Source organism: Acinetobacter celticus (assembly GCF_001707755.1).
In the GTDB taxonomy this organism is placed as follows: Bacteria; Pseudomonadota; Gammaproteobacteria; order Pseudomonadales; family Moraxellaceae; genus Acinetobacter; species Acinetobacter celticus.
This window is the reverse complement of sequence record NZ_MBDL01000005.1, coordinates 15,191-37,882: the sequence shown is the minus strand read 5'-3', so window position 1 is coordinate 37,882 and position 22,692 is coordinate 15,191. Positions and strand designations below refer to the sequence as shown.

The 22,692-nt window shown below is 39.6% G+C and carries 20 protein-coding genes; 8 read left to right on the top strand and 12 right to left on the bottom strand.

Annotated elements, in window-relative coordinates; all coding sequences use genetic code 11:
* Positions 1-40 precede the first annotated feature (40 nt).
* The gene (locus BBP83_RS04110) at positions 41-424 is read left to right on the top strand and encodes a hypothetical protein (RefSeq protein ID WP_171258031.1); all 384 of its coding nucleotides are present in this window, start codon (positions 41-43) and stop codon (positions 422-424) included.
* A gap of 66 nt (positions 425-490) precedes the next feature.
* On the opposite strand, the gene erpA is transcribed toward BBP83_RS04110, so the two are convergent.
* The 4 genes from erpA to BBP83_RS04090 all read right to left on the bottom strand — a co-directional run bounded on the left by erpA (position 491) and on the right by BBP83_RS04090 (position 4,489).
* A complete protein-coding gene (gene erpA, locus BBP83_RS04105; RefSeq protein ID WP_068886149.1) occupies positions 491-826 on the bottom strand; it encodes an iron-sulfur cluster insertion protein ErpA in 336 nt (111 codons plus the stop codon).
* Positions 827-947: 121 nt separating this feature from the next.
* Positions 948-1,943 (bottom strand): putative solute-binding protein, encoded by a 996-nt coding sequence (locus BBP83_RS04100; protein ID WP_171258032.1) that lies wholly within the window; start codon positions 1,941-1,943, stop codon positions 948-950.
* Between the two features lie 269 nt (positions 1,944-2,212).
* Entirely contained in the window at positions 2,213-3,223 is a 1,011-nt protein-coding gene (locus BBP83_RS04095; RefSeq protein ID WP_068886147.1) for a putative solute-binding protein, read from the bottom strand.
* 258 nt (positions 3,224-3,481) lie between these two features.
* Positions 3,482-4,489 (bottom strand): putative solute-binding protein, encoded by a 1,008-nt coding sequence (locus tag BBP83_RS04090; protein ID WP_068886146.1) that lies wholly within the window; start codon positions 4,487-4,489, stop codon positions 3,482-3,484.
* 211 nt (positions 4,490-4,700) lie between these two features.
* Between BBP83_RS04090 and BBP83_RS04085 the strand changes: the two genes are divergently transcribed.
* The gene (locus BBP83_RS04085; protein ID WP_068886145.1) at positions 4,701-6,641 is read left to right on the top strand and encodes an ATP-binding cassette domain-containing protein; all 1,941 of its coding nucleotides are present in this window, start codon (positions 4,701-4,703) and stop codon (positions 6,639-6,641) included.
* A gap of 743 nt (positions 6,642-7,384) precedes the next feature.
* Here BBP83_RS04085 and BBP83_RS04080 read toward each other — a convergent pair.
* The 5 genes from BBP83_RS04080 to dnaA form a co-directional block, all read right to left on the bottom strand.
* Positions 7,385-7,759, bottom strand: a complete 375-nt coding sequence (locus tag BBP83_RS04080) for a hypothetical protein (RefSeq protein WP_078055396.1) — start codon at positions 7,757-7,759, stop codon at positions 7,385-7,387.
* A gap of 166 nt (positions 7,760-7,925) precedes the next feature.
* Positions 7,926-10,400, bottom strand: a complete 2,475-nt coding sequence (gene gyrB, locus BBP83_RS04075; RefSeq protein WP_068886143.1) for a DNA topoisomerase (ATP-hydrolyzing) subunit B — start codon at positions 10,398-10,400, stop codon at positions 7,926-7,928.
* A 53-nt stretch (positions 10,401-10,453) separates the two neighbouring features.
* Positions 10,454-11,536: a DNA replication/repair protein RecF gene (gene recF / locus BBP83_RS04070; protein WP_068886142.1), complete on the bottom strand. Its 1,083-nt coding sequence runs from the start codon at positions 11,534-11,536 to the stop codon at positions 10,454-10,456.
* A 16-nt stretch (positions 11,537-11,552) separates the two neighbouring features.
* Positions 11,553-12,701: a DNA polymerase III subunit beta gene (gene dnaN, locus BBP83_RS04065; protein WP_068886141.1), complete on the bottom strand. Its 1,149-nt coding sequence runs from the start codon at positions 12,699-12,701 to the stop codon at positions 11,553-11,555.
* Between the two features lie 111 nt (positions 12,702-12,812).
* A complete protein-coding gene (dnaA, locus tag BBP83_RS04060) occupies positions 12,813-14,192 on the bottom strand; it encodes a chromosomal replication initiator protein DnaA (RefSeq protein WP_068886140.1) in 1,380 nt (459 codons plus the stop codon).
* Between the two features lie 631 nt (positions 14,193-14,823).
* On the opposite strand from dnaA, the gene rpmH reads away from it, so the two are divergent.
* The 5 genes from rpmH (at position 14,824) to mnmE (ending at position 18,927) form a co-directional block, all read left to right on the top strand.
* Complete coding sequence (gene rpmH / locus BBP83_RS04055) at positions 14,824-14,958, top strand: 50S ribosomal protein L34 (protein ID WP_000831329.1); 135 nt, start codon at positions 14,824-14,826, stop codon at positions 14,956-14,958.
* Positions 14,959-14,987: 29 nt separating this feature from the next.
* Positions 14,988-15,380, top strand: coding sequence for a ribonuclease P protein component (gene rnpA, locus BBP83_RS04050; protein WP_068886139.1), 393 nt, complete (start codon positions 14,988-14,990; stop codon positions 15,378-15,380).
* A gap of 9 nt (positions 15,381-15,389) precedes the next feature.
* Complete coding sequence (gene yidD, locus BBP83_RS04045) at positions 15,390-15,710, top strand: membrane protein insertion efficiency factor YidD (RefSeq protein ID WP_068886138.1); 321 nt, start codon at positions 15,390-15,392, stop codon at positions 15,708-15,710.
* Between the two features lie 5 nt (positions 15,711-15,715).
* Positions 15,716-17,479, top strand: a complete 1,764-nt coding sequence (gene yidC / locus BBP83_RS04040; protein ID WP_068886137.1) for a membrane protein insertase YidC — start codon at positions 15,716-15,718, stop codon at positions 17,477-17,479.
* Positions 17,480-17,571: 92 nt separating this feature from the next.
* Positions 17,572-18,927 (top strand): tRNA uridine-5-carboxymethylaminomethyl(34) synthesis GTPase MnmE, encoded by a 1,356-nt coding sequence (gene mnmE / locus BBP83_RS04035; protein ID WP_068886136.1) that lies wholly within the window; start codon positions 17,572-17,574, stop codon positions 18,925-18,927.
* A 49-nt stretch (positions 18,928-18,976) separates the two neighbouring features.
* Here the strand turns inward: mnmE and BBP83_RS04030 are convergent, their stop codons facing one another.
* Positions 18,977-20,176 carry an MFS transporter gene (locus BBP83_RS04030; RefSeq protein ID WP_078055395.1) on the bottom strand — a complete coding sequence of 400 codons (1,200 nt, stop codon included), beginning with the start codon at positions 20,174-20,176 and terminating at the stop codon, positions 18,977-18,979.
* Between the two features lie 644 nt (positions 20,177-20,820).
* On the opposite strand from BBP83_RS04030, the gene BBP83_RS04025 reads away from it, so the two are divergent.
* Entirely contained in the window at positions 20,821-21,522 is a 702-nt protein-coding gene (locus tag BBP83_RS04025) for a DsbC family protein (RefSeq protein WP_068886155.1), read from the top strand.
* 53 nt (positions 21,523-21,575) lie between these two features.
* On the opposite strand, the gene BBP83_RS04020 is transcribed toward BBP83_RS04025, so the two are convergent.
* Positions 21,576-21,833 (bottom strand): GlsB/YeaQ/YmgE family stress response membrane protein, encoded by a 258-nt coding sequence (locus BBP83_RS04020; protein ID WP_068886134.1) that lies wholly within the window; start codon positions 21,831-21,833, stop codon positions 21,576-21,578.
* A gap of 175 nt (positions 21,834-22,008) precedes the next feature.
* A complete protein-coding gene (gene hpt / locus BBP83_RS04015; RefSeq protein WP_068886133.1) occupies positions 22,009-22,536 on the bottom strand; it encodes a hypoxanthine phosphoribosyltransferase in 528 nt (175 codons plus the stop codon).
* Positions 22,537-22,692: the final 156 nt, after the last annotated feature.

Sequence of the window (22,692 nt, the reverse complement as noted above, 5' to 3'; positions counted from 1 at the left end):
GCTATTGTGGAAAAGAATAATTTATTTTAAATGTCTGCGAATGGAGAGCATTGTGAGTTACTACCATATCTTAATTGAAGTGAATGACCATATCAGCACAATTGAGCAAACTCGTGATCTCGAAATCTTTGATATTACTGAAATTCAGCCCTATCTCCATTCTGTTTTATTGCCATTTTTTAATGAACAACTGATAGAATTAGAAGATGAAAATTTAGAATTTAAAGATGTCTTGCATCTATCCGTAAAACAAACACTTTTACCCATTCGCGACTTAATTGAAGAAGAACAAAAACTGCTACCAAGTGATACTGATGTCACCATTACCGCTTATGAAGTTTTTAATAATCGTGATTTAAGTCAGGACGTCACCACCATTATTTTTGATCTGCTCGACGCTATTAAACTAGACCCTGAAGCTTAATTTACTTAAATAAAGTCATAAAAAAACCCTCATTTTTTGAGGGTTTTTTTATGACTTTATTAAATATTACATTGAGAATGATGAACCACAACCACAAGTGGTCGTTGCATTCGGATTCTGTACTACAAAACGCGAGCCTTCTAAGCCTTCAATATAATCAACAACTGAACCGATTAAATATTGATAGCTCAATGAATCGACGAGCATTTTTACATCACCATTCATATATTCAGCGTCGTCTTCATTTTGACTTTCTGCAAAATTAAAACCGTACGAGAACCCAGAACAGCCACCACCAGTCACATAAACACGTAGCATCAAGTCTTGATTACCTTCACTATCACGCAATTGACGTACTTTATTGGCAGCATTTTCAGTCAGCACAAGTGTTTGGGCAGTCATGATTGATTCCTCTGTTGAGTTCGAGCATCTTTAAATTGAAAGATAATTTTTCAAGTATAGCATACTCAATATAGGGTCGATTTTGCAGATTAAAAGTCAATTCAGAGTAATTTTATCAAGTTTATTTATAGTTCTCATCCTGTAATGCACATTCAAAGTTTTTAGCATCTTGTTTGCAACGGAATTGCCACAGCAATTTCATCATGCGTTTTTCATATACACCCCGTTTGGTTAAATCAATCCGTGCTTCACGCATCATTTTTTGATAACCCGCTTTATCTGCAGATGGTACATCCATCCAGTATTTTTTAGGAATTTCGGCTTTCATTTTTCCTAAAATATTAAAGGCACGTGGTAGCTGACCTTTAATCCATTCACGTGATTTTTGCCCATATCCCTCAGGAAATTTATCTTGATGAATAATAATATTGCCTGTGACCTGCAAAATTGGATAATTTACAATTGCGCCTTTACTCCCCAATCCCTTATGGAGTTCCAGTGGCTTAAAGACCGCTGCAGGTGCGCCAATAATATCGACCTGACCATTGTTAAATTTAGCCCCGAAATTGGTGACATCTGCACTGACCGCCTGTGCGCCCACTTGTTGCACCATAATTTTCTGCGCTTCGTCATAGTCTAAAACTGCAATTTTCTTTCCAGCAGCTTTTGCAACAGTATTAATACTTCGATCATTTACCAGTAAATAGGCATCACCCACGGGTACCACGCCAACAACTTCATAGCGACCTTTCACCATGCTTTTAGCAAAAGTGGGGCTGGCCAGTCCTTGCATGACTTTAACCGCCAAATTTAAATCTGGAATAGCACCAATGGCATCTAAAGAACCAATAAAGGTATTAAATTGACGACCACGCATCCCCGTCACGCTAATTCCATCACACTTACCTGCTTTAAAATCTTCTGCAATCACAGCTTCATTCTGCCCCACACGAAGTTCAATATCTGCGCCCCAATTTTTGGCAGCCAATTGATAATCTTTCATTAATGCGTAAACATCGCCACTTTTACCAACCAGATCAAATACACAAAGCACTTGTTTGGCCTGTACTGCACCCGCAATTGTCATTAAGCCTGCACTCAGTGCGGCCACTTTCATCCATTGCTTCATCATGATGTCACTTTCCTTATTTCATTATTTTTACTTTTATGGTTTAGGTTTCGATTTTTTATACCCAAAGGCTTACCAGACGAATAGCACTGACAACTCAATGATATTTATTGCTCATTTCACTGCATAACGAGCTGAAAATGCACTTTTACCTACACATCATTACCTGCTTTAAAGCATGACTCAATGGCAACAATGACGAAGATATTCATAAAAAAAAGCCTAGATAAATCTAGGCTTTTTCTTTAAAAATCAAATTATTCGCCACCAAGCGAACATTCAAAATTGGCTTTATCGACAGAACAACGGGCTTTTTTCAATACACTCATCATTGATGCATCATAAATACCGCGTTTGGTCATATCCATACGCCCTTCACGCAACAGTTTTTGATACTTGGTTTTATCTTCAGGTGTTAAATTCATCTTCAATTTCGATGGAATACCCGCTTCTAAACGGCTAATCATAGAGAAGCTTTTTGGTAAATTCTTCACAAACCAGTCACGTGACTTTTGACCAAAACCAGCAGGAAATTGGTCTGGACGAATAATAAAATCAGCCGTCACTTGTAAAACAGGGAAATTAAACATTGCCCCATTGCTACCTAAACCTTTATAAATTTCCAATGGCTTATATGCATAGGCTGGTGCACCGACCATATCGACCTGACCATTATTAAACTTCGCCACAAAGTTAGACACATCAGAAATAACCGCTTGTGCACCTACGCGTTGCACCATAATTTTTTGTGCTTCGTCATACCCTAAGACTGCAAATTTTTTGCCTGCAGCTTTTTCAATCGAATTGATACTTTTATCGCGGACAAAAATAAAAGCTGAACCTAAAGGTGCAATACCCGCAACTTCATATTTTTTGCCACTTAAATTGCTCACCATTTTACTTTCATTGCGTTTATCTAAGGCAAAGGTAATGGCACGTTTAGCAATTTCATTGCTCGGTGCGCCACCTAATGCATCAATAGAACCTGCAAATTTATTGTATTGGCGCGCGCGCATAGCCGTCATAAATACGCCATCACATTTGCCTGCTTTGAAATCATTATCCGCAACAGCTTCATCTTGACGTGGAATCAGATTTACGTCTGCTCCCCAACCTTTGGCAGCCAATGCCCATTCCTGCGCCATTTGAAACGATTCGCCTGACTTGCCGAGCAAATCAAAGACACAGATATCAACTTTGGCTGCTTGTACTGTCCCTGCTAATCCAATTGCAGAGAACGCAACCATAGATAAGAGCGTTTTTTTCATGGTATTGATCCTTTTAAAATCTTTTTTTGTTTGATGGCTATCCATATACGTAGTAAATAATAAGCAAGTTATTTTAATAAAAATAGAGCATTTACTCCATTTTGTGTTGTCATTTCAGCATATTTTGCCAATTTGGTATTATTAAGACACATTTTAAATACATATTATTTATATTTATCAACATATTACGTTACATAAAAAACCTAATAATATTGATACTGAATACTAAAAATTTACAAAGTTATGTAAAAATTTTAGTTATTCCCCACCCAGTGAACATTCAAAGTTGGTTCGCTCTACAGTACAACGTGCTTTTTTCAAGACCGTCATCATCGTCGAATCATAGATCCCTTGCGCCGTGAGATCCATACGACCATCTCGAAGTAGCTTTTGATATTCATCTTTATTTTCTTTGCTCAGGGACACTTTATATTTTGCTGGAATTTCAGCTTCCATTCGTTTCACCATCGCAAAACTTTTAGGTAACTGTTTCACAAACCATGCGCGTGACTGTCCTGCATACCCTTCAGGAAATTTATTTTGGCGCAAGACCAAATCGGCCGTGACATTCACCACGGGAAAATCAATCATCCCTCCTTTTGTACCAAGACCTTTATAAATTTCTAATGGCTTGAAGGCATAGGCTGGTGCAGCCACAATATCGACGTCGTTATGATTAAATTTGCGCACAAAATTAGAAATATCGGACATCACAGGTTTTGCACCAATGCGCTCGACCATGCTTTTTTGCGCCTGATCATAATGTAAGATCGCAAATTTTTTATCTTTAACATCTTGAATAGAATTGAAGTTACGGTCTTTGACAAAAATATAGGCCGATCCAATTTGACCAATGCCTGCCACTTCATAAGTTTCATTGCCAATCTTAGTAACCAGCCGACGGTTATTGCGCTTGTCTAACACATATGCAATGGCTTTTTGGGCAATGCTATTACTTGGCACGCCACCTAGGGCATCAATGGAACCTGCAAATTTATTATAAGCACGTGCACGCATAGAGGTCATATAAAATGCATCACAAACGCCGTCTTTAAAATCTTTATCTACTTTGGCTTCATCTTGATAAGACAATAAATTGACTTCGGCACCCCAAGTTTTACTCAGAAGTGACCATTCTTCCATGAACTTATAAGACTCCCCAGCCTTGCCCAATAAATCAAATACGCACACATTCACTTTGGCCTGAAGCTGTGTGGAACACGTTAAAATTGCCAGTGCCGATAAAGTCAAAATCCTTTTTTGCATTCTCTTTTATCCTCATTATTTTTCATTGGTTTTGTGTCTTGAATATAGGCAGTATTTTAATATTCGACCAGTGAGCTGATCATTTTTCCGACAAATGAGCTCAAAATTACACAGGATGGGGATTGCATAAAAATAAAACTAACGCTTTTTATGTTTTTACTCTGGCTTCCTTTAGAATAGGCGCATATTTTTGTGGTGTTTTGACAATTTCATGATTCAGTTAGATCAACTTTCTATACGTCGCGGTGGACGTGTTTTATTTCAAAAAGCGTCTATGCAGTTACATCCAGGGTGGAAAATTGGCTTAACCGGCGTGAATGGCGCAGGTAAATCGACGCTTTTTTCTGCCTTATTGGGTGGTATGGAATCGGATAGTGGTTCGCTTACACGTCCTGCCACGTGGACGGTGTCCCATATGGCACAAGAAATTAAAGCCTTAGATATGAAGGCCATCGATTTTGTATTATCGGGTGACGAAGAGTTTTGGGATATCCAAAATCAATTAGATCAGCCTGAAAGTTTAAGCGACGATGAACTGGCTCATTTATATGGCCGTTTTGATGAAATTAATGGTTATTCTGCGCCGTCTAAAGCATCTCAGTTAATGGCAGGTCTAGGCTTCTTTGAGCATCAATCTCAACTTGATGTTTCAAGCTTTTCGGGCGGTTGGCGGATGCGTTTGAACCTTGCTCGCACACTGATGAGCCGTTCAGACTTACTACTTCTAGATGAACCGACCAACCATTTAGACTTAGATGCTATTTTATGGCTAGAAGATTGGTTGAAAGCCTATGAAGGCACATTGGTCCTGATTTCGCATGACCGTGATTTCTTAGATGCCATTACCGATCATATTTTACATATCGAAAATCAAGAATTGATTATGTATACCGGTAACTATTCAACTTTTGAACGTACTCGTAGTGAACGTTTAGCACAACAACAACAAGCCTATGAAAAGCAATTAGAGACGCGCGCGCATCTACAAAAATATATTGACCGTTTTAAAGCGCAGGCCACCAAAGCCAAACAAGCGCAAAGTCGTATTAAACAGTTAGAACGCATGCAAGAACTTTCTGCAGCCCATGTTGATACGCCGTTTACCTTTAGCTTCCGTGAACCAACAAAAATGAGTTCACCCTTGCTTGAGCTTGAAAATGCAGATATCGGTTATGGCGATAAACTGATTGTAACCAATGTCGATCTACAAATTACACCGACGAGCCGAATTGGTTTATTGGGGATGAATGGTGCAGGTAAATCAACCCTGATTAAGTCATTGGTCGGTGATTTGCCTTTAATGCAGGGACTGCGTAAAGATTCTGAACTGCTGAACATTGGTTATTTTGCACAGCATCAAATGGATGCCCTAGACGGTAATGCCAGCCCAATGTTGCAATTGGCACGTATTGCCGACAAAAAAATCAGTGAAGCCAGCTTACGTTCCTTCTTGGGTAGTTTTGGTTTTAGTGGCGAACGTATGGATACCCCTAGTGAAAGCTTCTCGGGCGGTGAGCGTGCGCGTTTAGCTTTGGCACTGATTGTTTGGCAACGTCCAAACGTGCTCATTTTAGACGAACCAACCAACCATTTAGACTTAGACATGCGTCATGCTTTAACCATGGCTTTACAAGATTTTGAAGGCGCTGTGGTACTGGTTTCGCATGAACGTCAATTGGTTGCCAGTGTCTGTGATGAACTTATTTTAGTGCATGGTGGTGAAAGTCGTGAATTTGATGGTGACTTGGTGGCTTATGCAGACTGGTTACGTCAAGCACGTATCGACATGATTAAAAATGGTGGGAAGCAACCTGCTACACCCGTCAAATCACAAGTCGAAATCAAACCGACTATTTCTAAATTAGATAAAGAAGCGCAACGTAAAGAAGCTGCACGTCGTCGTGAAGCCAGCCGTCCAATTCGTAAAAATATTGAAAAATTGGAAACTGAAATTGCAAAAATTCAGCCTAAATTAGTTGAAATTGAAACACAATTGGCTGATACCACTTTATATGATGCGAATCGTAAGGATGATTTGCTGAAATTAATGAATGAACAGACTGAACTAAAAGCCAAACTTGCACAGGCTGAAGAAAAGATGTTGGAATTCATGATGGAACTCGAAGAGTTTGAAGGCTCATTTGAAGAATAAATTATCTGTCTCACTCTGCTCAGCAGGGTGAGACTATTTAAATCCCCTCCTCCTGTTCCTCTCTCAAAATTTATCTATACAGCTACTGCTTCAACTCAATGCTTCATATCCATAATACCTACTAAAAAAACATCACTCACTCTTCTTCAACGCCCAAGCCAATAACAACTTTAAAAAAAGAAAAAATGAACAGATAAAATCTAATGTATCTAGAAATTTCAGCTTAGAACTCAGCTCAGGTCTACAGGTCACGCCAAATAAGATCAATCAGTCTATTAAATGACAAAATCAGATGCATGAGAGATCAATATGGATATGCTAAACAGACTTTCTGCGAATCTTAAATAAAAATATAACATATTGAAATTAAAAAAAATTAAGATCATTTTTTTCAAAAAACCCACTGTTTAGTTAATCTTAAAAAGAAAACCAGCACATTGTTTAGTTTTTCTTAACTTGATAGATTTCGAATATTATTCAATTTTGCAAAGTTATCTCTGCACCATAAAGGCTTATGACACAGAAATTTTAGCCCTATAAAACTTTAAATTCAAAAAATGCGCGCAGTGATTCTTTTTAAATTCAAAACCGACTTATTATTTTAAAATTATTCTTTTTAAACCAAGATTGTGGATAAAATTATACTCAGCCTCTCAGGTTTTTAAAAGTTTAAATTTAAAAACCTATCTACAATTGATGATTTTAAGTTGTTTTTTCACAAAATTTTTAATTTTTTATTCACACTAAACTGAATGTGGGACTGTCTTTTTTATTTTTAAAAAGCGTAATTCTTTAATTTTCCAAACACCATCATTCACCCAGAGCTCTCTAATCTGCTGGTGATCTCCTTCTAAAACAATAAGCACCTGACATTCATTTTGGTCATGATTAAACTCAAATTCTTCAGATTCAACATCAGGTTTTTGAGGTTTCCATACCCCATTTTTTACCGCATGTGCAATACGATCATAACGCGTATAATTACTTTCTATCCGCCCATCCTGCTCATAAACCACCTTAAAATGCTCATCTTCATACTGGGCCAAAGTCTCATAATTTCCCGTAAAAAAAGCATTTACCCAAATATCTCGAATTTGTTCTAATTGATTATCCATCATAATGACCTCTCATTTTGCTCAGTAAAAAACCTTATCTTAAGCATCATGACATCGCTATAAGTCAATTTGATAACACACAAATTGACTATAATTCAATCAACTTATTTAACATAGCACAAAAAAAAGCATTCCTAAGAATGCTTTTTTCATCAATTCTGTAAACTATTTACGCATCAATATCCGCATTCAAAGCATTTTCTTCAATGAAAGCACGACGTGGTTCAACATCATCCCCCATCAAACAAGAGAACATACGGTCTGCTTCAATCGCATCATTAATGGTGACTTGCAACATATTGCGGTTTTCAGGGTCCATTGTGGTTTCCCAAAGTTGCTCCGCATTCATCTCACCCAAGCCTTTATAGCGTTGAATCATCATGCCACGACGTGAGTCTTGCAAAATTTGTTGCCAAACCTGATGGAAGTTACTTACAGTAATTTTCCGCTCACCTCTTTGTAAATACGCACCTTCTTCAATTAAGCTAAACCAGCTTTTTGAATTTTTCAATAAGCGCGCATATTCACCTGAACCCAATAAACCTGCATCAAGCAAATAAGCATGTGGCAAGTTATGCACATAGACAGTCAAACGTGGCAAGTAAGTCTGAATTTTCTGTCCGTCTGCCGTTTCTTTTTCAAAAACTTCTAAAGATAATTCAGGACGTAAATTGGGTTGCGTTTTCTCAATCGCAGCCCGAACACCTTCACCCCATTGTTGCACATAGGCTTGATCCGCCATTTGATCTAGCTTAAAGCCTTCAACAGCAATAAGTGCATCTAACAGGCTTGCAGGATAACGTACCGTCAAGCGCGTTATACTTTTTTGCGAGGTTTGATAATCAGCAATCACGTTTGCCAACGCTTCACCACGAATTGCAGGAGCGTCTGCACTGATATGCAATTCAAGCTCATCAATCGCATTCGAAATAAGATAGGTCTCTAAAGCTTCATTATCTTTCAGATACTGCTCTTGCTTGCCTTTTTTCAGCTTATATAATGGTGGCTGTGCAATATAAATATAACCACGTTCTACCAATTCAGGCATTTGACGGAAAAAGAAGGTCAACAATAACGTACGAATATGCGAACCATCGACGTCCGCATCGGTCATGATAATGATTTTGTGATAACGCAGTTTGTCTGGGTTATATTCTTCACGACCAATACCACAGCCCAAAGCGGTAATTAACGTCCCCACTTCTTGTGAAGAAATCATTTTGTCAAAACGCGCACGCTCTACGTTTAAGATTTTACCCTTCAATGGCAAAATGGCTTGCATCTTACGATTACGACCCTGCTTTGCAGAACCGCCCGCAGAGTCACCTTCGACCAAGTACAGTTCAGACAATGCCGGATCTTTTTCCTGACAATCAGCTAACTTCCCAGGTAAACCAGCAATATCTAATGCGCTTTTACGACGTGTCATTTCACGGGCTTTACGCGCTGCATCACGAGCACGAGCCGCATCAATAATTTTACCTGCAATTGATTTGGCTGCTGCCGGATTCTCTAATAAATATTCAGAGAACGACTTATTCATGGCCTGCTCAACAGCAGTTTTCACTTCACTAGAAACCAATTTTTCTTTGGTTTGTGATGAGAATTTTGGATCAGGCACTTTCACCGAAACAATCGCGGTTAAACCTTCGCGTGCATCATCACCAGAAACTGCAACCTTTTCTTTTTTAAGTAGGTTTTCACTTTCAAGATATTGATTTAAGCCTCGGGTTAAAGCTGCGCGGAAGCCAGCTAAATGCGTACCACCATCTTTTTGCGGAATATTGTTGGTAAAACAACGAACATTTTCCTGATAGGTATCATTCCACTGCAATGCCACTTCAACAGTAATACCTGTTTCTGCAGATTCAGTTGTAAAATGGAAAATATCATTCAGATGCGTTTTACCTTGGTTCATGTACTTCACGAACTCAGATAAACCACCTTCATAATCAAAAATGTGTTCTGCATTGACGCGCTCATCACGCAATACAATACGAACACCCGCATTCAAAAATGAAAGTTCACGTAAGCGACGGGCCAAAATATCAACATTAAAAATCGTTTGAGAGAACGTCAGTTCACTTGGCCAGAAACGTACAACGGTTCCCGACACATCCGTATCACCCACAATTTTCAAAGGATAAACAGGATCGCCATGCTGGTATTCTTGCTGATGAATATGGCCTGCGCGTCGAATCGTTAACTCAAGCTTTCTTGAAAGCGCGTTTACAACCGATACACCGACACCGTGTAAACCACCAGAGACTTTATAGCTGTTATCGTCAAACTTACCACCAGCATGCAGAATGGTTAAAATTACTTCTGCAGCAGAAACACCTTCTTCTGGGTGAATATCTGTCGGAATACCGCGACCATTATCTGCAACGCTGACCGATTCATCTTCATGAATGGTCACTAAAATTTCATCACAATGGCCTGCAAGTGCTTCATCAATGGCGTTATCGACCACTTCAAACACCATATGATGCAAGCCTGAACCATCATCCGTATCACCAATATACATGCCTGGACGCTTACGAACTGCATCCAAACCACGTAATACTTTGATACTAGAGGAATCATAAGCCTTTTCTGTGGTTTGTTCTGTTTGGGAAGCAGCTTGTTGATCTTCTGAACTCATGGTTTCTCCCTAATGGAAAATAGGTCTATCCCCAAAATGGGTAAAATCTAAAATCATTGTGTAACAGCTTGGACTTGACCGTCTTCAACGTTGAATAATTGATAAGAAATAGACAAATCATGTAAGTGATTTTTTACTGATTCATGGTCTAAAGTAGTTATAAAAACTTGGCTACCCAGCTGGCTTAATCGATCAATTAAACGCCGTTGGGCGGTTAAATCTAATTCTGCTGTCAGATCATCTAATAATACCACAGTTTCCTTATTACAGGCGTGAAGCATTGCAATCTGTGAGAGTTTTAGCGCCATAATTAAAAGCTTTTTCTGCCCCCGAGATAACACCGCTTCAGCGTCTCCCATTGGGGTTTTTAAACGTAAATCAGCACGGTGTGGACCACACTCGGTATAACGTCGTTCTATATCTTTATAATGACCATTGGTTAAGTCATTTAACAACCCAGTTTCACTATGAAAGCCCGCATTATATTCCAATGTAATATTCAAATCGGGTAGCAAGTGCTTTAAGTCCTGCTCAAAATACCTTTGCCATTGCTCTACTGCACTGGCGCGTTGCACATGTAAAATTTCGCCATAATCACTCAGCATTTTGTTCCACGGCTCGACATCGGAAAGACTCAGATTGCGCTGTGACTTAAGCAGACTGTTACGTTGTTTTAACGCCCGCGAATAATACTGCCAAGCCTGATAAAACTCAGGTTCCACGTGGAACATCATCCAATCTAACAGCTGACGGCGTGGTTTTGCCCCATGGTCAATAATATCAGTGCTTTGTGGATCAATCAGTTGCAAAGGCAGAATCTTCGCCAACTGCCCCTGAGTCGCTACCAGATCACCATTGACCTTAATGAGCTGTTCACCTGACTGCATTTTTTGCATGCCAATCTTATCGGTCGCAGATTGGGCGAAGACAATGGCATCTAAAGCATTATGTTGAATGTAATGTTTGGGGATATGTGTTCTAAAAGATCGGCCTGTTGCCAGTAGATGTACCGCTTCAAGAATGGATGTTTTGCCCGAACCATTGTGCCCATAAAAGACATTAAACGGCTGCAACCCAGAGAGTGCAACCGTTTTTAAGTTTCGAACACGTTCTACATGTAAACGCGTAATATGCATAATCGTTTATATGCTATTAAACACGCATTGGCATGACAACGTAAGTTTGATCTTGCTGGGTCGGATCTTGCACCAACACCGACTGATTTGCTTCAGTCATAATCATAGATACATCATCACCATCTAGCGCACTCAATACATCCAGTAAATACTGCGCATTGAATGACATCTCCATTGGCGTATCGGCGTATTGAATGGCTAAGTCTTCAATCGCTTCATCTTGCTCTGGATTATTAGCACGCAATTGCAAAGTATCTGCATCAAAATTCAGAAACACACCACGTAATTTTTCATTACTTAAAATGGCTACACGTTGCAACGATTGTTTAAATACATCATGTGCAATCATCACGGTTTTATCACCACCACGTGGAATAACACGACGATAATCCGGGAATTTTCCATCAATTAATTTGGTGGTGAAACGCACCGTAATACCCGCTTGCTCTTTATCACGACTGGCTATACTAATCGTCACGTTTAATAATTCACGGCCAATCAGCAAAGATAATTGCTCATCTTCAACACTTAATAAGCGTTGTAATTCACCAACCGCTTTACGTGGCACAATAGCTTGAACCAATTGTGCTGTAGTGGATGAAGCACCTGTTTCACACAGCGCCAAACGGTGACCATCCGTCGTCACAGCACGCAGTTGGTTTTGATCAATTTCAAGCAAGGTGCCTGTCAAATAAAAACGTACATCCTGCACCGCCATCGCAAAAGCTGTTTTTTCAAATAAACGCTTCAATTCACGTTGCGTTACAGTTACTTGCGTGCCCTGGGTGTTTTCAGTATTGAGTAATGGATAATCTTCGGCAGGCAAAGTCCCCAATACAAAACGACTGTTGCCTGATTTTAAAATACAGCGCAAATCTTCAGTAATTTGTAAATCAATTAACGCAGCAGATGGTAAGGATTTACAAATATCCATGAGCTTACGTGCAGGAACTGTGGTTTCTCCGGCTTGTAGGCAAGCCCCTTCCAACAAAGGTGTGCTTGCAACCAATTCAACCTCTAAATCAGAGCCTGTAATCGTAAGCGCTTGTTCAGTAACCTGAACCTTAACGTTGGATAAAATGTTTAAGGTATGGCGACGTTCAACCGCTCCTACGACATGTGATAGAACATTCAGTAAGCTTTCTTTCGCGATTTTCAAACGCACGATACTTTCCTCTAAAAACTGAAGATGAATAACAAATAAATTAATTTTTTAGCAGTGTACTATGCGGCAGTTAATGCCACATTGCAAGAACAGAGTTTAAGCAAAAAATGATCAACTTTGTAGTAAGCGAAGTAAGTTTTTATAGTCTTCATTAAAGATCGGATCTTCTTGACGCAAGCTCTGGACTTTTTCACATGCATGCATAACTGTACTGTGATCACGACCACCAAACGCCATACCAATTTCAGGGAAGCTATCCCCCGTTAGTTCACGTGAAAGCCCCATTGAAAGCTGACGCGGACGTGCATAAATACGGGTACGTTTTGGCCCAACCAACTCTTTAAGCGGGATACGGAAATATTCGCTGACCACACGTTGAATATTCTCTGTGCTAATGGTGCGGGCACGAATAGCCAGAACATCCTTCAAGGACTCGCGTACCACTTCCAAATCAATCGGAGTGCCTTTAAAGCGTGAAATAGCCACGACCTTATTTAGCGCACCTTCCAATTCACGGACATTGGCCACCACTTGTTGGGCAATAAATAACGCACAATTACGTGGCAATTCCACATCATTGCTTTCTGCTTTTTTCAGCAAAATTTCAATACGCGTTTCAATATCGGGTGGTTCAACCCCGACAGATAAGCCCCACGAAAACCGTGAAACTAAACGGGGGTCTAATTCAGTCAACTCTTTAGGATAACGGTCAGAAGTCAAAATAATTTGCTTTGACTCATCCAATAACGCATTAAATGTATAAAAGAACTCAACTAAGCTGGCTTCTTTTCCAGCCAACAAATGAATATCATCAACTAAAAGCAAATCTAAAGAACGGCAGTTTTTCTTAAACTCTTCTACTTTGCCTTGTTGCAATGAACTGACAAAATCTTGTACAAAACTTTCAGCCGTCATATACATGACGCGTGCATTCGGTTTTGCTTGCAACAATGCATTGCCTACCGCTTGCATTAAATGGGTTTTACCCAAACCTGTTGGCCCATAAAGAAACAATGGATTATGTTGAGAAGCGCCCAATTGTGTCAGTACTTTGCGACAGGTTTCCGCCGCCATCTGGTTAGAGCGACCTTCAACAAATGAAGAAAAACTAAATAAGGGATTTAACTGACGCTTACGACCATTTTTAGTTGGTAGCTCATCTTTTTCTTTTTTGATTCTTGGGGCTGAAACAGGTCTAGTTTCTAAAGCGGCTGTTGTGGTAGCCGGTTGCTCGCTGGCAGATAGAATTGCACCAGGACGAGAATCTACTAAAATTTCAACCTTGCGAACACGCCCTTCAGACAATTGTTCTGCCAAAATTGTAATCAGCTCTAAATGATGCTCTTGAATATAACGTGTCCAATAAGGATTAGGTGCAAATAACCGCAAGGTATCTCCAACCTCTTCGGCCACTAGTGGCCTGATCCACATTGTAAAGACATTGCCAGATAACTCTTGACGTAAACGAGTTAAGCAGTCTGTCCAAAGCATATGTGAAACCCCTATTTTCAATCCATTGTGTATAAAAAAATATCTTGCCCGCTCTAGCGGGTCGCCATTCTAACCAAGTTATCCACATCTGTCATGACTAATTCAGCTTTTTCTAATAAAAATTGATTAATTTTAAATTTAAAACCACTTGTGGATAACATTCAGCAAGGGGTGTGGATAAAATATAACACAAAGTTATCCACAAAGTATCTAAATTATAAAAACATAGTTATTCACAAGATAACTTAATGTTATAATTAAATTAAAAGCACTTCCCCACAGAAAAACAGCTCCCTAATAGTAATAAATTTAAATTTATAAATTTGAATTTAATAATAAGAAGCCACTAATTTGTGGATAACAGAGCTATGTTTTAAATTTAAATTCAAAAAGTACCAAGCACAGTTTACTTGTGGATAAACCTGTATAAAAAGATATGGATAACTAATTAATAATTGAATAACAATAACTTAAATTGTGATTATCTTATTTTTTAAACAAAAAGAGCTTTAAACCATTTTTATCCCAAGTTTCAAACAATTTTGAAAGAAACTTTGTTTTTCATTGACAGCTCAAGCAATGAGCACTAAAATCGCGAACCTTTATACAAGATCAATTTTGGAGTTTCAAAATGAAACGTACTTTCCAGCCTTCTGAATTGAAACGTAAGCGCGTTCACGGTTTCCGTGCTCGTATGGCAACTAAAGCAGGTCGTCAAGTTTTGGCTCGCCGTCGTGCTAAAGGCCGCCATAGCTTAACTGTTTAATTAGTTAGAGCTAAACTGAATTGGGCGTCATGACTACGATTTATGGTTTCAGCACAGACGTACGTATACACTGTGCTGCTGATTATAAAAGTGTGTTTGATGGTGCGCTTTTTAAAGTGCATCAGCCCCATTTCTTATTTCTTGCAAAATATACCGAACAGCCGAATAGCCGTTTGGGCATTGTTGTTGCTAAGAAAAAAGTGCGTCGAGCACATGAACGAAATCGAGTAAAACGTCTTGCCCGCGAAAGTTTTCGCTTGCATCAACAGCAATTAGATCAATTAGATATTGTTGTCATGCCAAAAAATGGTATTGATGCTATACCTAATGCTGAATTGCATCAGCAATTACAATTTGCTTGGCAAAAACTTAACCGACTTGCCAAAAAGCATTCAAAAATAGCTCCCTCCCCGCAAAAGTAGAGATGGCCAATGGTACATTTACTGCATTGGTTGATCCGTTTTTATCAGATTGCGATTAGTCCATTACTTGGACCACGCTGTCGCTATATTCCCACATGTTCTCAATATTCATTGGAAGCAGTCCATATGCATGGTGCTGTACGTGGAGTCTGGCTGTCTGCTAAACGTATTTGCCGTTGTCATCCTTGGGGTGGATCGGGTTATGACCCAGTGCCGTGCAAGGCAGTTCGTTTTATTTCATTTCAGCAAATAGATTCTCAAACGCTTCACGTTGCTGTACCCTTTCGTGATCGTTTATCGAACCAAAATCACTCTAACCACTTGGGGTAATAGATATGCAACAATGGGCCAGAATTGCAATTCTCGGGGCCATGTTTGTTGTCGCATATTTGCTCATTTTGGCTTGGCAAAAAGATTACGGCCATGTGGACAGTAAACCTCAGCAAACCGCTGCAGTTGTGTCTCATGAAGTATCTGCTGACTTGCCAAATGGTCAAACTGTTGCAACATCATCCGATGTGCCACAGGCAAATATTGCATCACAGCAGACAGCAGATGCCACTGCACCTGTCAGTCAACAGCTTATTTCAGTTAAAACTGATCTTTATCATCTTTGGATTAATGCTAAAGGTGGCGATATTGTTCGTGTTGAATTACTCAATCATGACAAAAATAAAGACAGTGATGAACCTTTTGTTATGCTGGAAAGCGATGCTAAGCGTACTTATGTTGCTCAGTCTGGCTTAATTGGTTTGAATGGCCCAGACAGTAGTCGTGGTGGTCGTCCAGCATATGAAGTAGAAAAAGCCTCTTATAGCTTGGCTGATGCAAAATCAGTACAAGGTCAGGATGGTAAAACTGAAAAAGTTTTATCTGTACCAATGGTCTTTAAAACGGCTGATGGCGTAGAAATTATTAAAACCTTTACCTTTACGCAAGGTCAGTATCCTATTTCTGTTAGCCACAAAATTGTGAACCGTAGTGCTCATAACTGGCAAGGACAAATGTTCGGTCAGTTGAAGCGCGACAATTCAGATGATCCTGGTAAAACAGATCAAGGCATTTTCACTTTAGGTACATTCCTTGGTGGCGCATGGGGGTCACCAGAAGAACACTATAACAAACTCAAATTTGCCAACTTTAACGAAGAAAAACTAAACGTTGAAGCAAAAGGTGGTTGGGTTGCTATGGTACAACACTACTTCGTGAGCGCATGGGTGCCGGGTCAATTGAAATTGACTCAAGGCAATGGTCAAGAATATGCAGCCAAATTAGAGTCGCGTAAATCAACGGATGATATGAATATCATTGGATTTACCTCACCAACCATCAACGTGCCTGCAGGTACGGCTGCTGAAGTTGATGCGACTTTCTACTCTGGCCCTAAAATTCAGTCTGAACTGAAAAATCTGGCAGTAGGCTTAAACCAAACTGTTGATTATGGTTGGTTGTGGCCAATTGCGAAGTTGTTGTTCTTGGGCTTGCAATTCTTCCATGGTTTAGTCGGTAACTGGGGTTGGTCAATTATTCTTTTGACTGTGCTGGTAAAACTTATTCTTTGGCCATTATCTGCTAAGAGCTACCGCTCAATGGCAAAAATGCGTGTGATTGCACCTGAAATGCAACGCATGAAAGAAGAATTCGGTGAAGACCGCATGCGTTTCTCTCAAGAAATGATGGCACTGTACAAACGCGAGCAAGTGAACCCGCTGTCTGGCTGTTTACCACTCTTACTTCAAATGCCAATCTTCCTTGCGTTGTATTGGGTATTGATGGAATCGGTTGAACTACGTCATGCACCATGGTTGGGTTGGATTCAAGATTTATCTGCAATGGATCCATGGTTTATCCTGCCATTGTTGATGGGTGTAACGATGTTTATTCAGCAAAGTTTGAACCCACAACCTGCGGACCCAATGCAAGCGAAAGTGTTCAAAATCATGCCGATTATGTTCACAGTGTTCATGCTATTCTTCCCTGCTGGCTTGGTGATGTACTGGATTGTCAACAACAGTATTACTATCTTGCAACAAAGCTTGATTAATAAGAGCGTAGCAAAAGAGCGTGAAAAACGTGATGATGCGACCCCAGCAAACTAAGTGTTGCTGATGAGCTGAATAAATCCGCTTAAGATGGTAATCTTAGGCGGATTTTTCTTTGGCCCTTATTTACATATTTTTAGGTGAATGTTATGCAAAATTTAACCACTATCGCTGCAATTGCCACACCGCCAGGTCGTGGTGGCGTAGGGGTCATTCGTCTGTCTGGGCCAAAGTCCTATGCTATTGCCGAGGCATTGACACAAAAAACCTTACCCAAAGCGCGTTTTGCGGGCTTCCGTCAGTTTTATGATGTTACGGGTGAGGTGATGGATGAAGGCTTGGTAATTTGCTTTCCCAATCCGCATTCATTTACTGGTGAAGATGTAGTGGAACTACAAGGCCATGGTGGCCCTGTCATTCAAAATGCACTGTTGGCACGCTTACTCGAGCTTGGTGCAACGGCAGCCAAAGCGGGTGAATTTTCCATGCGTGCTTTTGAAAATGGTAAGCTTGATTTGGTTCAAGCGGAAGCCATTGCTGATTTGATTGATGCAACATCTCAAGCAGCAGCACGCTCGGCAGTTCGTTCATTACAAGGTGCATTTTCAGCCAAAGTGAATGCGGTATTAGAAAACTTAATTCACTTGCGTTTGCATGTAGAGGCTGCCATTGATTTTCCAGAAGAGGAAATTGATTTTTTGGCCGATGGTAAAATTTTAAAACTATTGGATCAAGTCAGTACTTCTGTGACTGCTGTTCAGCAGTCTGCACGCCAAGGTCAGCTGTTACGTGAAGGCTTACAAGTGGTGATTGCAGGTAAACCCAATGCAGGTAAATCATCACTGTTGAATACATTAGCAGGCAATGATCGTGCGATTGTGACTGATATTGCAGGGACAACGCGTGATGTACTACATGAAAAGATTAGTTTAAATGGTTTACCAATTACCTTGACCGATACGGCGGGTTTGCGTGAAACAGGCGATGTAGTCGAAAAAGAAGGTATTCGTCGTGCTATTAAAGAAATTGAACAAGCTGATTTGTTACTGTTGGTGTATGACTTGAGCCAAGGCGAAGACCCATTACAATTGGCACAAAACTATTTTGCTGAACATATTGAGCCAAAGCGCTTGATGCTAATTGGCAATAAAGCTGATTTAACCAATGTAACTACTGAAATTGGGGATGTTCAAGGATTTCGTCATATCACAGTGTCTGCCAAGCAGGAAACAGGCGTTCAAGCGCTTATAGATGCGATTACAGCACATGCAGGCTTCCAACCTGAAGAAGATACCTTTATTGCGCGTACTCGCCATCTGGATGCAATGAAGCGTACTCAGTGGTATTTGGCTGAAGCGCGTGAGCAATTGACTGTGTATCAGGCAGGTGAGTTGGTGGCTGAGTCATTGCGTTTGGCGCAAAATGCTTTAGGCGAAATTACGGGTGATTTTAGTGCAGATGATTTGTTGGGTAAGATTTTTGGATCATTCTGTATTGGAAAGTAAAGTGTAAAGTAATGTTCTGACTAAAAAAGTGCTCATTTTGAGCACTTTTTTATGTTTTGTATTTGAATATTTCTGGTTTTATGGTGCGTTGAAATATGAGTAACCCTAAACACAACAGCCCAATACAAACACAAAAGGTTAAGACACCGATACTTAAACCGAAATGGTCAGATAAATAGCCGACGCCAATAATGGGAACAATAGTACCTAAATAACCAATAAATAAATAAGTCGACATGACTGCAGCACGGTTGTCTATATTGGTCATGCCGTGAATCATGCGAAAAGTACCCAATAAACCTAACCCATGCCCGATTCCGACTAGTATCACGCTGATAAAAAAGAGCGGACTCCATTGTATTTGCATACAGAGGCTCAACAGAACATAACTCAAAATGAATGAAATTAGCCCTGCGCGTACAGCCGAATTTGGGGGGTATTTTTTTGCAATGAATTGCACTAAAGCCGACACCATTAAGATACTGGCAATGGTCGTGCCACTGACCAACGGGCCATGCCAAGGAATGATATCTCTAACAAAAGATGGAGCCAACGATGCAAATAAGCTAAAGGATGCAAAGGCACTAAAAGCCGTAAAACCTGCAATATAAAACAATCGATGGTATTGCAATACGGGCAACTGTAAATGTGGTGCTATGGAAAAAGGTTGCTTTTGCCTGCTACTCTGGGCGAGTTTAATCCGTGTTAACCCGATAAAGCATAAAATCGCGCCGACAATAACGGGTACGTAGGGAATGACCAAAGGCAATGATGAAAATTGAGCAATAATCCCCCCAATAAAAGGGCCTAAGCCAAAGCCAATAACCGTAATAATCGAACTAATTTGTGGTGCACTTTGCTTATGGCTATCGGGAATGGTGTAAATCAGCCCCAACATCGCCGATGTGCTGATTAAACCAGAGGCAATACCAATTAGAAACCGCGCCAAAGACAAAAACAGTGCATTCGGAGAAACCGCAGAAAGTACAAGCCCTACAATGACAAAGAGGATGCCCATTTGCAGTGTTTTTAAGAAACCAAAACTGTTGCTGGCACGCCCTAAAAATAGCAATGTCGTTAGACAGCCGAACATATAGGCCACAAAAATGAGTGTGATCTGGCTGGGAAGTAAATGCCAAAGTTCCTGATAAATAGGATACAGCGGACTGGCTAATGCCGTGCCAATTGTTCCCATAATCAGGGCAAGACTGACCATGATGAAGGGTCGCCAAGACTGAGAATTTGTCATTAAGTGCGTCACAGTGTAGCTCAGCGTATAAAAAGAAAATTCATACTGTGAGAAAATTAGGAGATATTAGTGTAGTTTAAATGTGAAACACTTTAATGGTCAAACCATCACATGTAACGGCTTATGCATCACGTGTTAATAACTTAAGAAATTTTACCCATTCTGCTTCATTGATAACATTGGTATTTGCAATGACATGATGGTGCAAATACGCTTTACTCAGTTCATCCATTAAGTTATTTACAAACCTTTATAGGGTTAATAAAAGAAACGGGAAAACTCGATTAGATATCGAAATGGATCATCCCCATTGTGAATGAAACTTGTGAAGTCATTGAAAATTTATCCATTGATGTCAAAATTACTGATTTATATGTGTGAAACGTCGCGACACGTAAATTTTCTGTATTTTGGCCCTAAAGTCTGAACATGTATTCACAGCGGATCACGTACGCGAAGCATTTTCTATTCATGATGAACTGGTGCATATTTCGATTGAAATGAATACATACTATACGATGGAATATGTTCCACGTGAAACAGTTTAGGGGCTGTTGTTTTTCAGTAAGCAGCTTGAAAAATGATATGTATAAGGCTGTATTCCAAGTAGAATTCGCAGTATAAAAATTTATGTAGTTAACATGATGATGAAAAAAATATGTGCCCTGCTAGTGGCGAGTGTACTTTCACAGTGGGCAATGGCAGATGCAACATCGATACAAAATCAGCTGAAAAGTAAATATCCTACTTTGAATATTGAAAATGTAAAAACGACGGAAATGCCTGGAATTTACAGTGCCACTGTCGCAGAGCAAGTGATTTATACTGGTGAAGATGCAGAACATATTTTAGTGGGTTCGATGATTCGCTTAAAAGATCAGAAAAATTTAACCAATTCTCTTATGTTGATGCAAAATCAAGTTGATTGGAAAAAACTGCCTTTAAAAGATGCAATTAAAAGTGTGAAAGGTACAGGTAAACGTCAGTTGGCGATCTTTTCTGACCCAAATTGCCCGTATTGTAAACAGCTTGAAGTAGAGTTGAATAAGCTCAATGATGTGACGATTTATACTTTTGTCTTGCCATTGAAGCCACAATCTATTGCGCCATCGAAACAGCTTTTTTGTGAAAAAGATCAAGCCTTGGCTTGGGAAAACTTGATTGCGAAAGGGATTCAACCAAGCACCAAGAAAAATTGTACGAATCCGATTGAACGTAATGTGCAGTTGGCCAAAACTTTGGGTTTAAATGGGACACCTGCCATTATTTTTTCAAATGGTACAAAGTTGATGGGTGCATACCCTGCACAGGAAATTGAAAAAGTTTGGAAAGAATTGGGCCTATAATCTTTAAATAAAAAAATCCCCTACTTCAGGGGATTTTTTACAAGAGCAGTATTTTAAGCTGACGTTTTTTTAGAAACCAGATTGTAAATAAACAGAATCACAAGTGCACCAATTACGGATGCGATAAAACCAGCAGCGGAGTTTTCACCATATAAGCCAAGTAAACGCCCGCCATAGGTCGCAAGTAGTGAACCTGCAATACCCAGTAAAGTGGTAACAATAAAGCCTGCTTTATCATTTCCAGGATGAATCGCGCGGGCAATTAAACCTGCTATAAAGCCAACCACAATTGCAACAATGAGTGACCACATGAGTACTCTCCTTTCTTATCATGTATTTATTTTGCATTATGTTCAAAATCTATATTGAGATAGAACGATGAGCAGTAAAAGGTAAATTAAGCTAAAACATGTTGTTTTTTTGTGCATTGCTAAGAGTGGAAATAAAAAAAGTGGCCTTTGGCCACTTTTAAATAGCTTAATAGACTTAAAGGCCAATTTCACCAATAAAAGGAATATGGCGGTACTTTTGATTGTAGTCCAAGCCATAACCAACAATAAATTTATCTTCTATTTCAAAGCCCAAAAAGCGAACATGTAAGTCAATTTCACGGCGTGAAGGCTTACTAATTAATGTGCATAATTCAATGGAGTTTGGGCCACGTGTTTGTAAAATTTCTAAAACTTTACTGAGGGTATTACCTGAGTCAATAATGTCTTCCACCACCAGGACATCTTTGCCTCGAATGTCACCATCTAGGTCTTTAAGAATTTTTACATCACGGCTAGAAACTGTACCACTACCATAGCTCGATACGGTCATAAAATCGAGTTCATGCGTTTTGGTAATGGTACGGCATAAATCAGCCATAAAAATAACTGAACCACGAAGTAAGCCAATCAGTACCAATTCTTTGTCGCTATTGGCATAGTGCGCATCAATGATTGCGCCAAGCGCTTTTACTTTAGCTTGAATTTCTTCAGTGGAAATCAATACGCTCATTTGAACGGTCATGGGTAGATACCTAAAAAATCAAATCAAAAAATAAAAAAGGCGTTGACTGGCAACACCTTTAAAGATAATTCGATTTTAATACAACTTCATTTTTGATGCATCTTTTTTACCGCTTAAAATGTAATCATCACCTTTTTTGAATGCAATTTTCATTGA

Excerpts from the sequence above, each read along its gene's own strand:
- BBP83_RS04110 (WP_171258031.1), top strand. The coding sequence starts at position 41 with ATGGAGAGCATTGTGAGTTACTACCATATCTTAATTGAAGTGAATGAC.
- erpA (WP_068886149.1), bottom strand. The coding sequence starts at position 826 with ATGACTGCCCAAACACTTGTGCTGACTGAAAATGCTGCCAATAAAGTA.
- BBP83_RS04100 (WP_171258032.1), bottom strand. The coding sequence starts at position 1,943 with ATGAAAGTGGCCGCACTGAGTGCAGGCTTAATGACAATTGCGGGTGCA.
- BBP83_RS04095 (WP_068886147.1), bottom strand. The coding sequence starts at position 3,223 with ATGAAAAAAACGCTCTTATCTATGGTTGCGTTCTCTGCAATTGGATTA.
- BBP83_RS04090 (WP_068886146.1), bottom strand. The coding sequence starts at position 4,489 with ATGCAAAAAAGGATTTTGACTTTATCGGCACTGGCAATTTTAACGTGT.
- BBP83_RS04085 (WP_068886145.1), top strand. The coding sequence starts at position 4,701 with ATGATTCAGTTAGATCAACTTTCTATACGTCGCGGTGGACGTGTTTTA.
- BBP83_RS04080 (WP_078055396.1), bottom strand. The coding sequence starts at position 7,759 with ATGATGGATAATCAATTAGAACAAATTCGAGATATTTGGGTAAATGCT.
- gyrB (WP_068886143.1), bottom strand. The coding sequence starts at position 10,400 with ATGAGTTCAGAAGATCAACAAGCTGCTTCCCAAACAGAACAAACCACA.
- recF (WP_068886142.1), bottom strand. The coding sequence starts at position 11,536 with ATGCATATTACGCGTTTACATGTAGAACGTGTTCGAAACTTAAAAACG.
- dnaA (WP_068886140.1), bottom strand. The coding sequence starts at position 14,192 with ATGCTTTGGACAGACTGCTTAACTCGTTTACGTCAAGAGTTATCTGGC.
- rpmH (WP_000831329.1), top strand. The coding sequence starts at position 14,824 with ATGAAACGTACTTTCCAGCCTTCTGAATTGAAACGTAAGCGCGTTCAC.
- rnpA (WP_068886139.1), top strand. The coding sequence starts at position 14,988 with ATGACTACGATTTATGGTTTCAGCACAGACGTACGTATACACTGTGCT.
- yidD (WP_068886138.1), top strand. The coding sequence starts at position 15,390 with ATGGTACATTTACTGCATTGGTTGATCCGTTTTTATCAGATTGCGATT.
- yidC (WP_068886137.1), top strand. The coding sequence starts at position 15,716 with ATGCAACAATGGGCCAGAATTGCAATTCTCGGGGCCATGTTTGTTGTC.
- mnmE (WP_068886136.1), top strand. The coding sequence starts at position 17,572 with ATGCAAAATTTAACCACTATCGCTGCAATTGCCACACCGCCAGGTCGT.
- BBP83_RS04030 (WP_078055395.1), bottom strand. The coding sequence starts at position 20,176 with ATGACAAATTCTCAGTCTTGGCGACCCTTCATCATGGTCAGTCTTGCC.
- BBP83_RS04025 (WP_068886155.1), top strand. The coding sequence starts at position 20,821 with ATGATGAAAAAAATATGTGCCCTGCTAGTGGCGAGTGTACTTTCACAG.
- BBP83_RS04020 (WP_068886134.1), bottom strand. The coding sequence starts at position 21,833 with ATGTGGTCACTCATTGTTGCAATTGTGGTTGGCTTTATAGCAGGTTTA.
- hpt (WP_068886133.1), bottom strand. The coding sequence starts at position 22,536 with ATGACCGTTCAAATGAGCGTATTGATTTCCACTGAAGAAATTCAAGCT.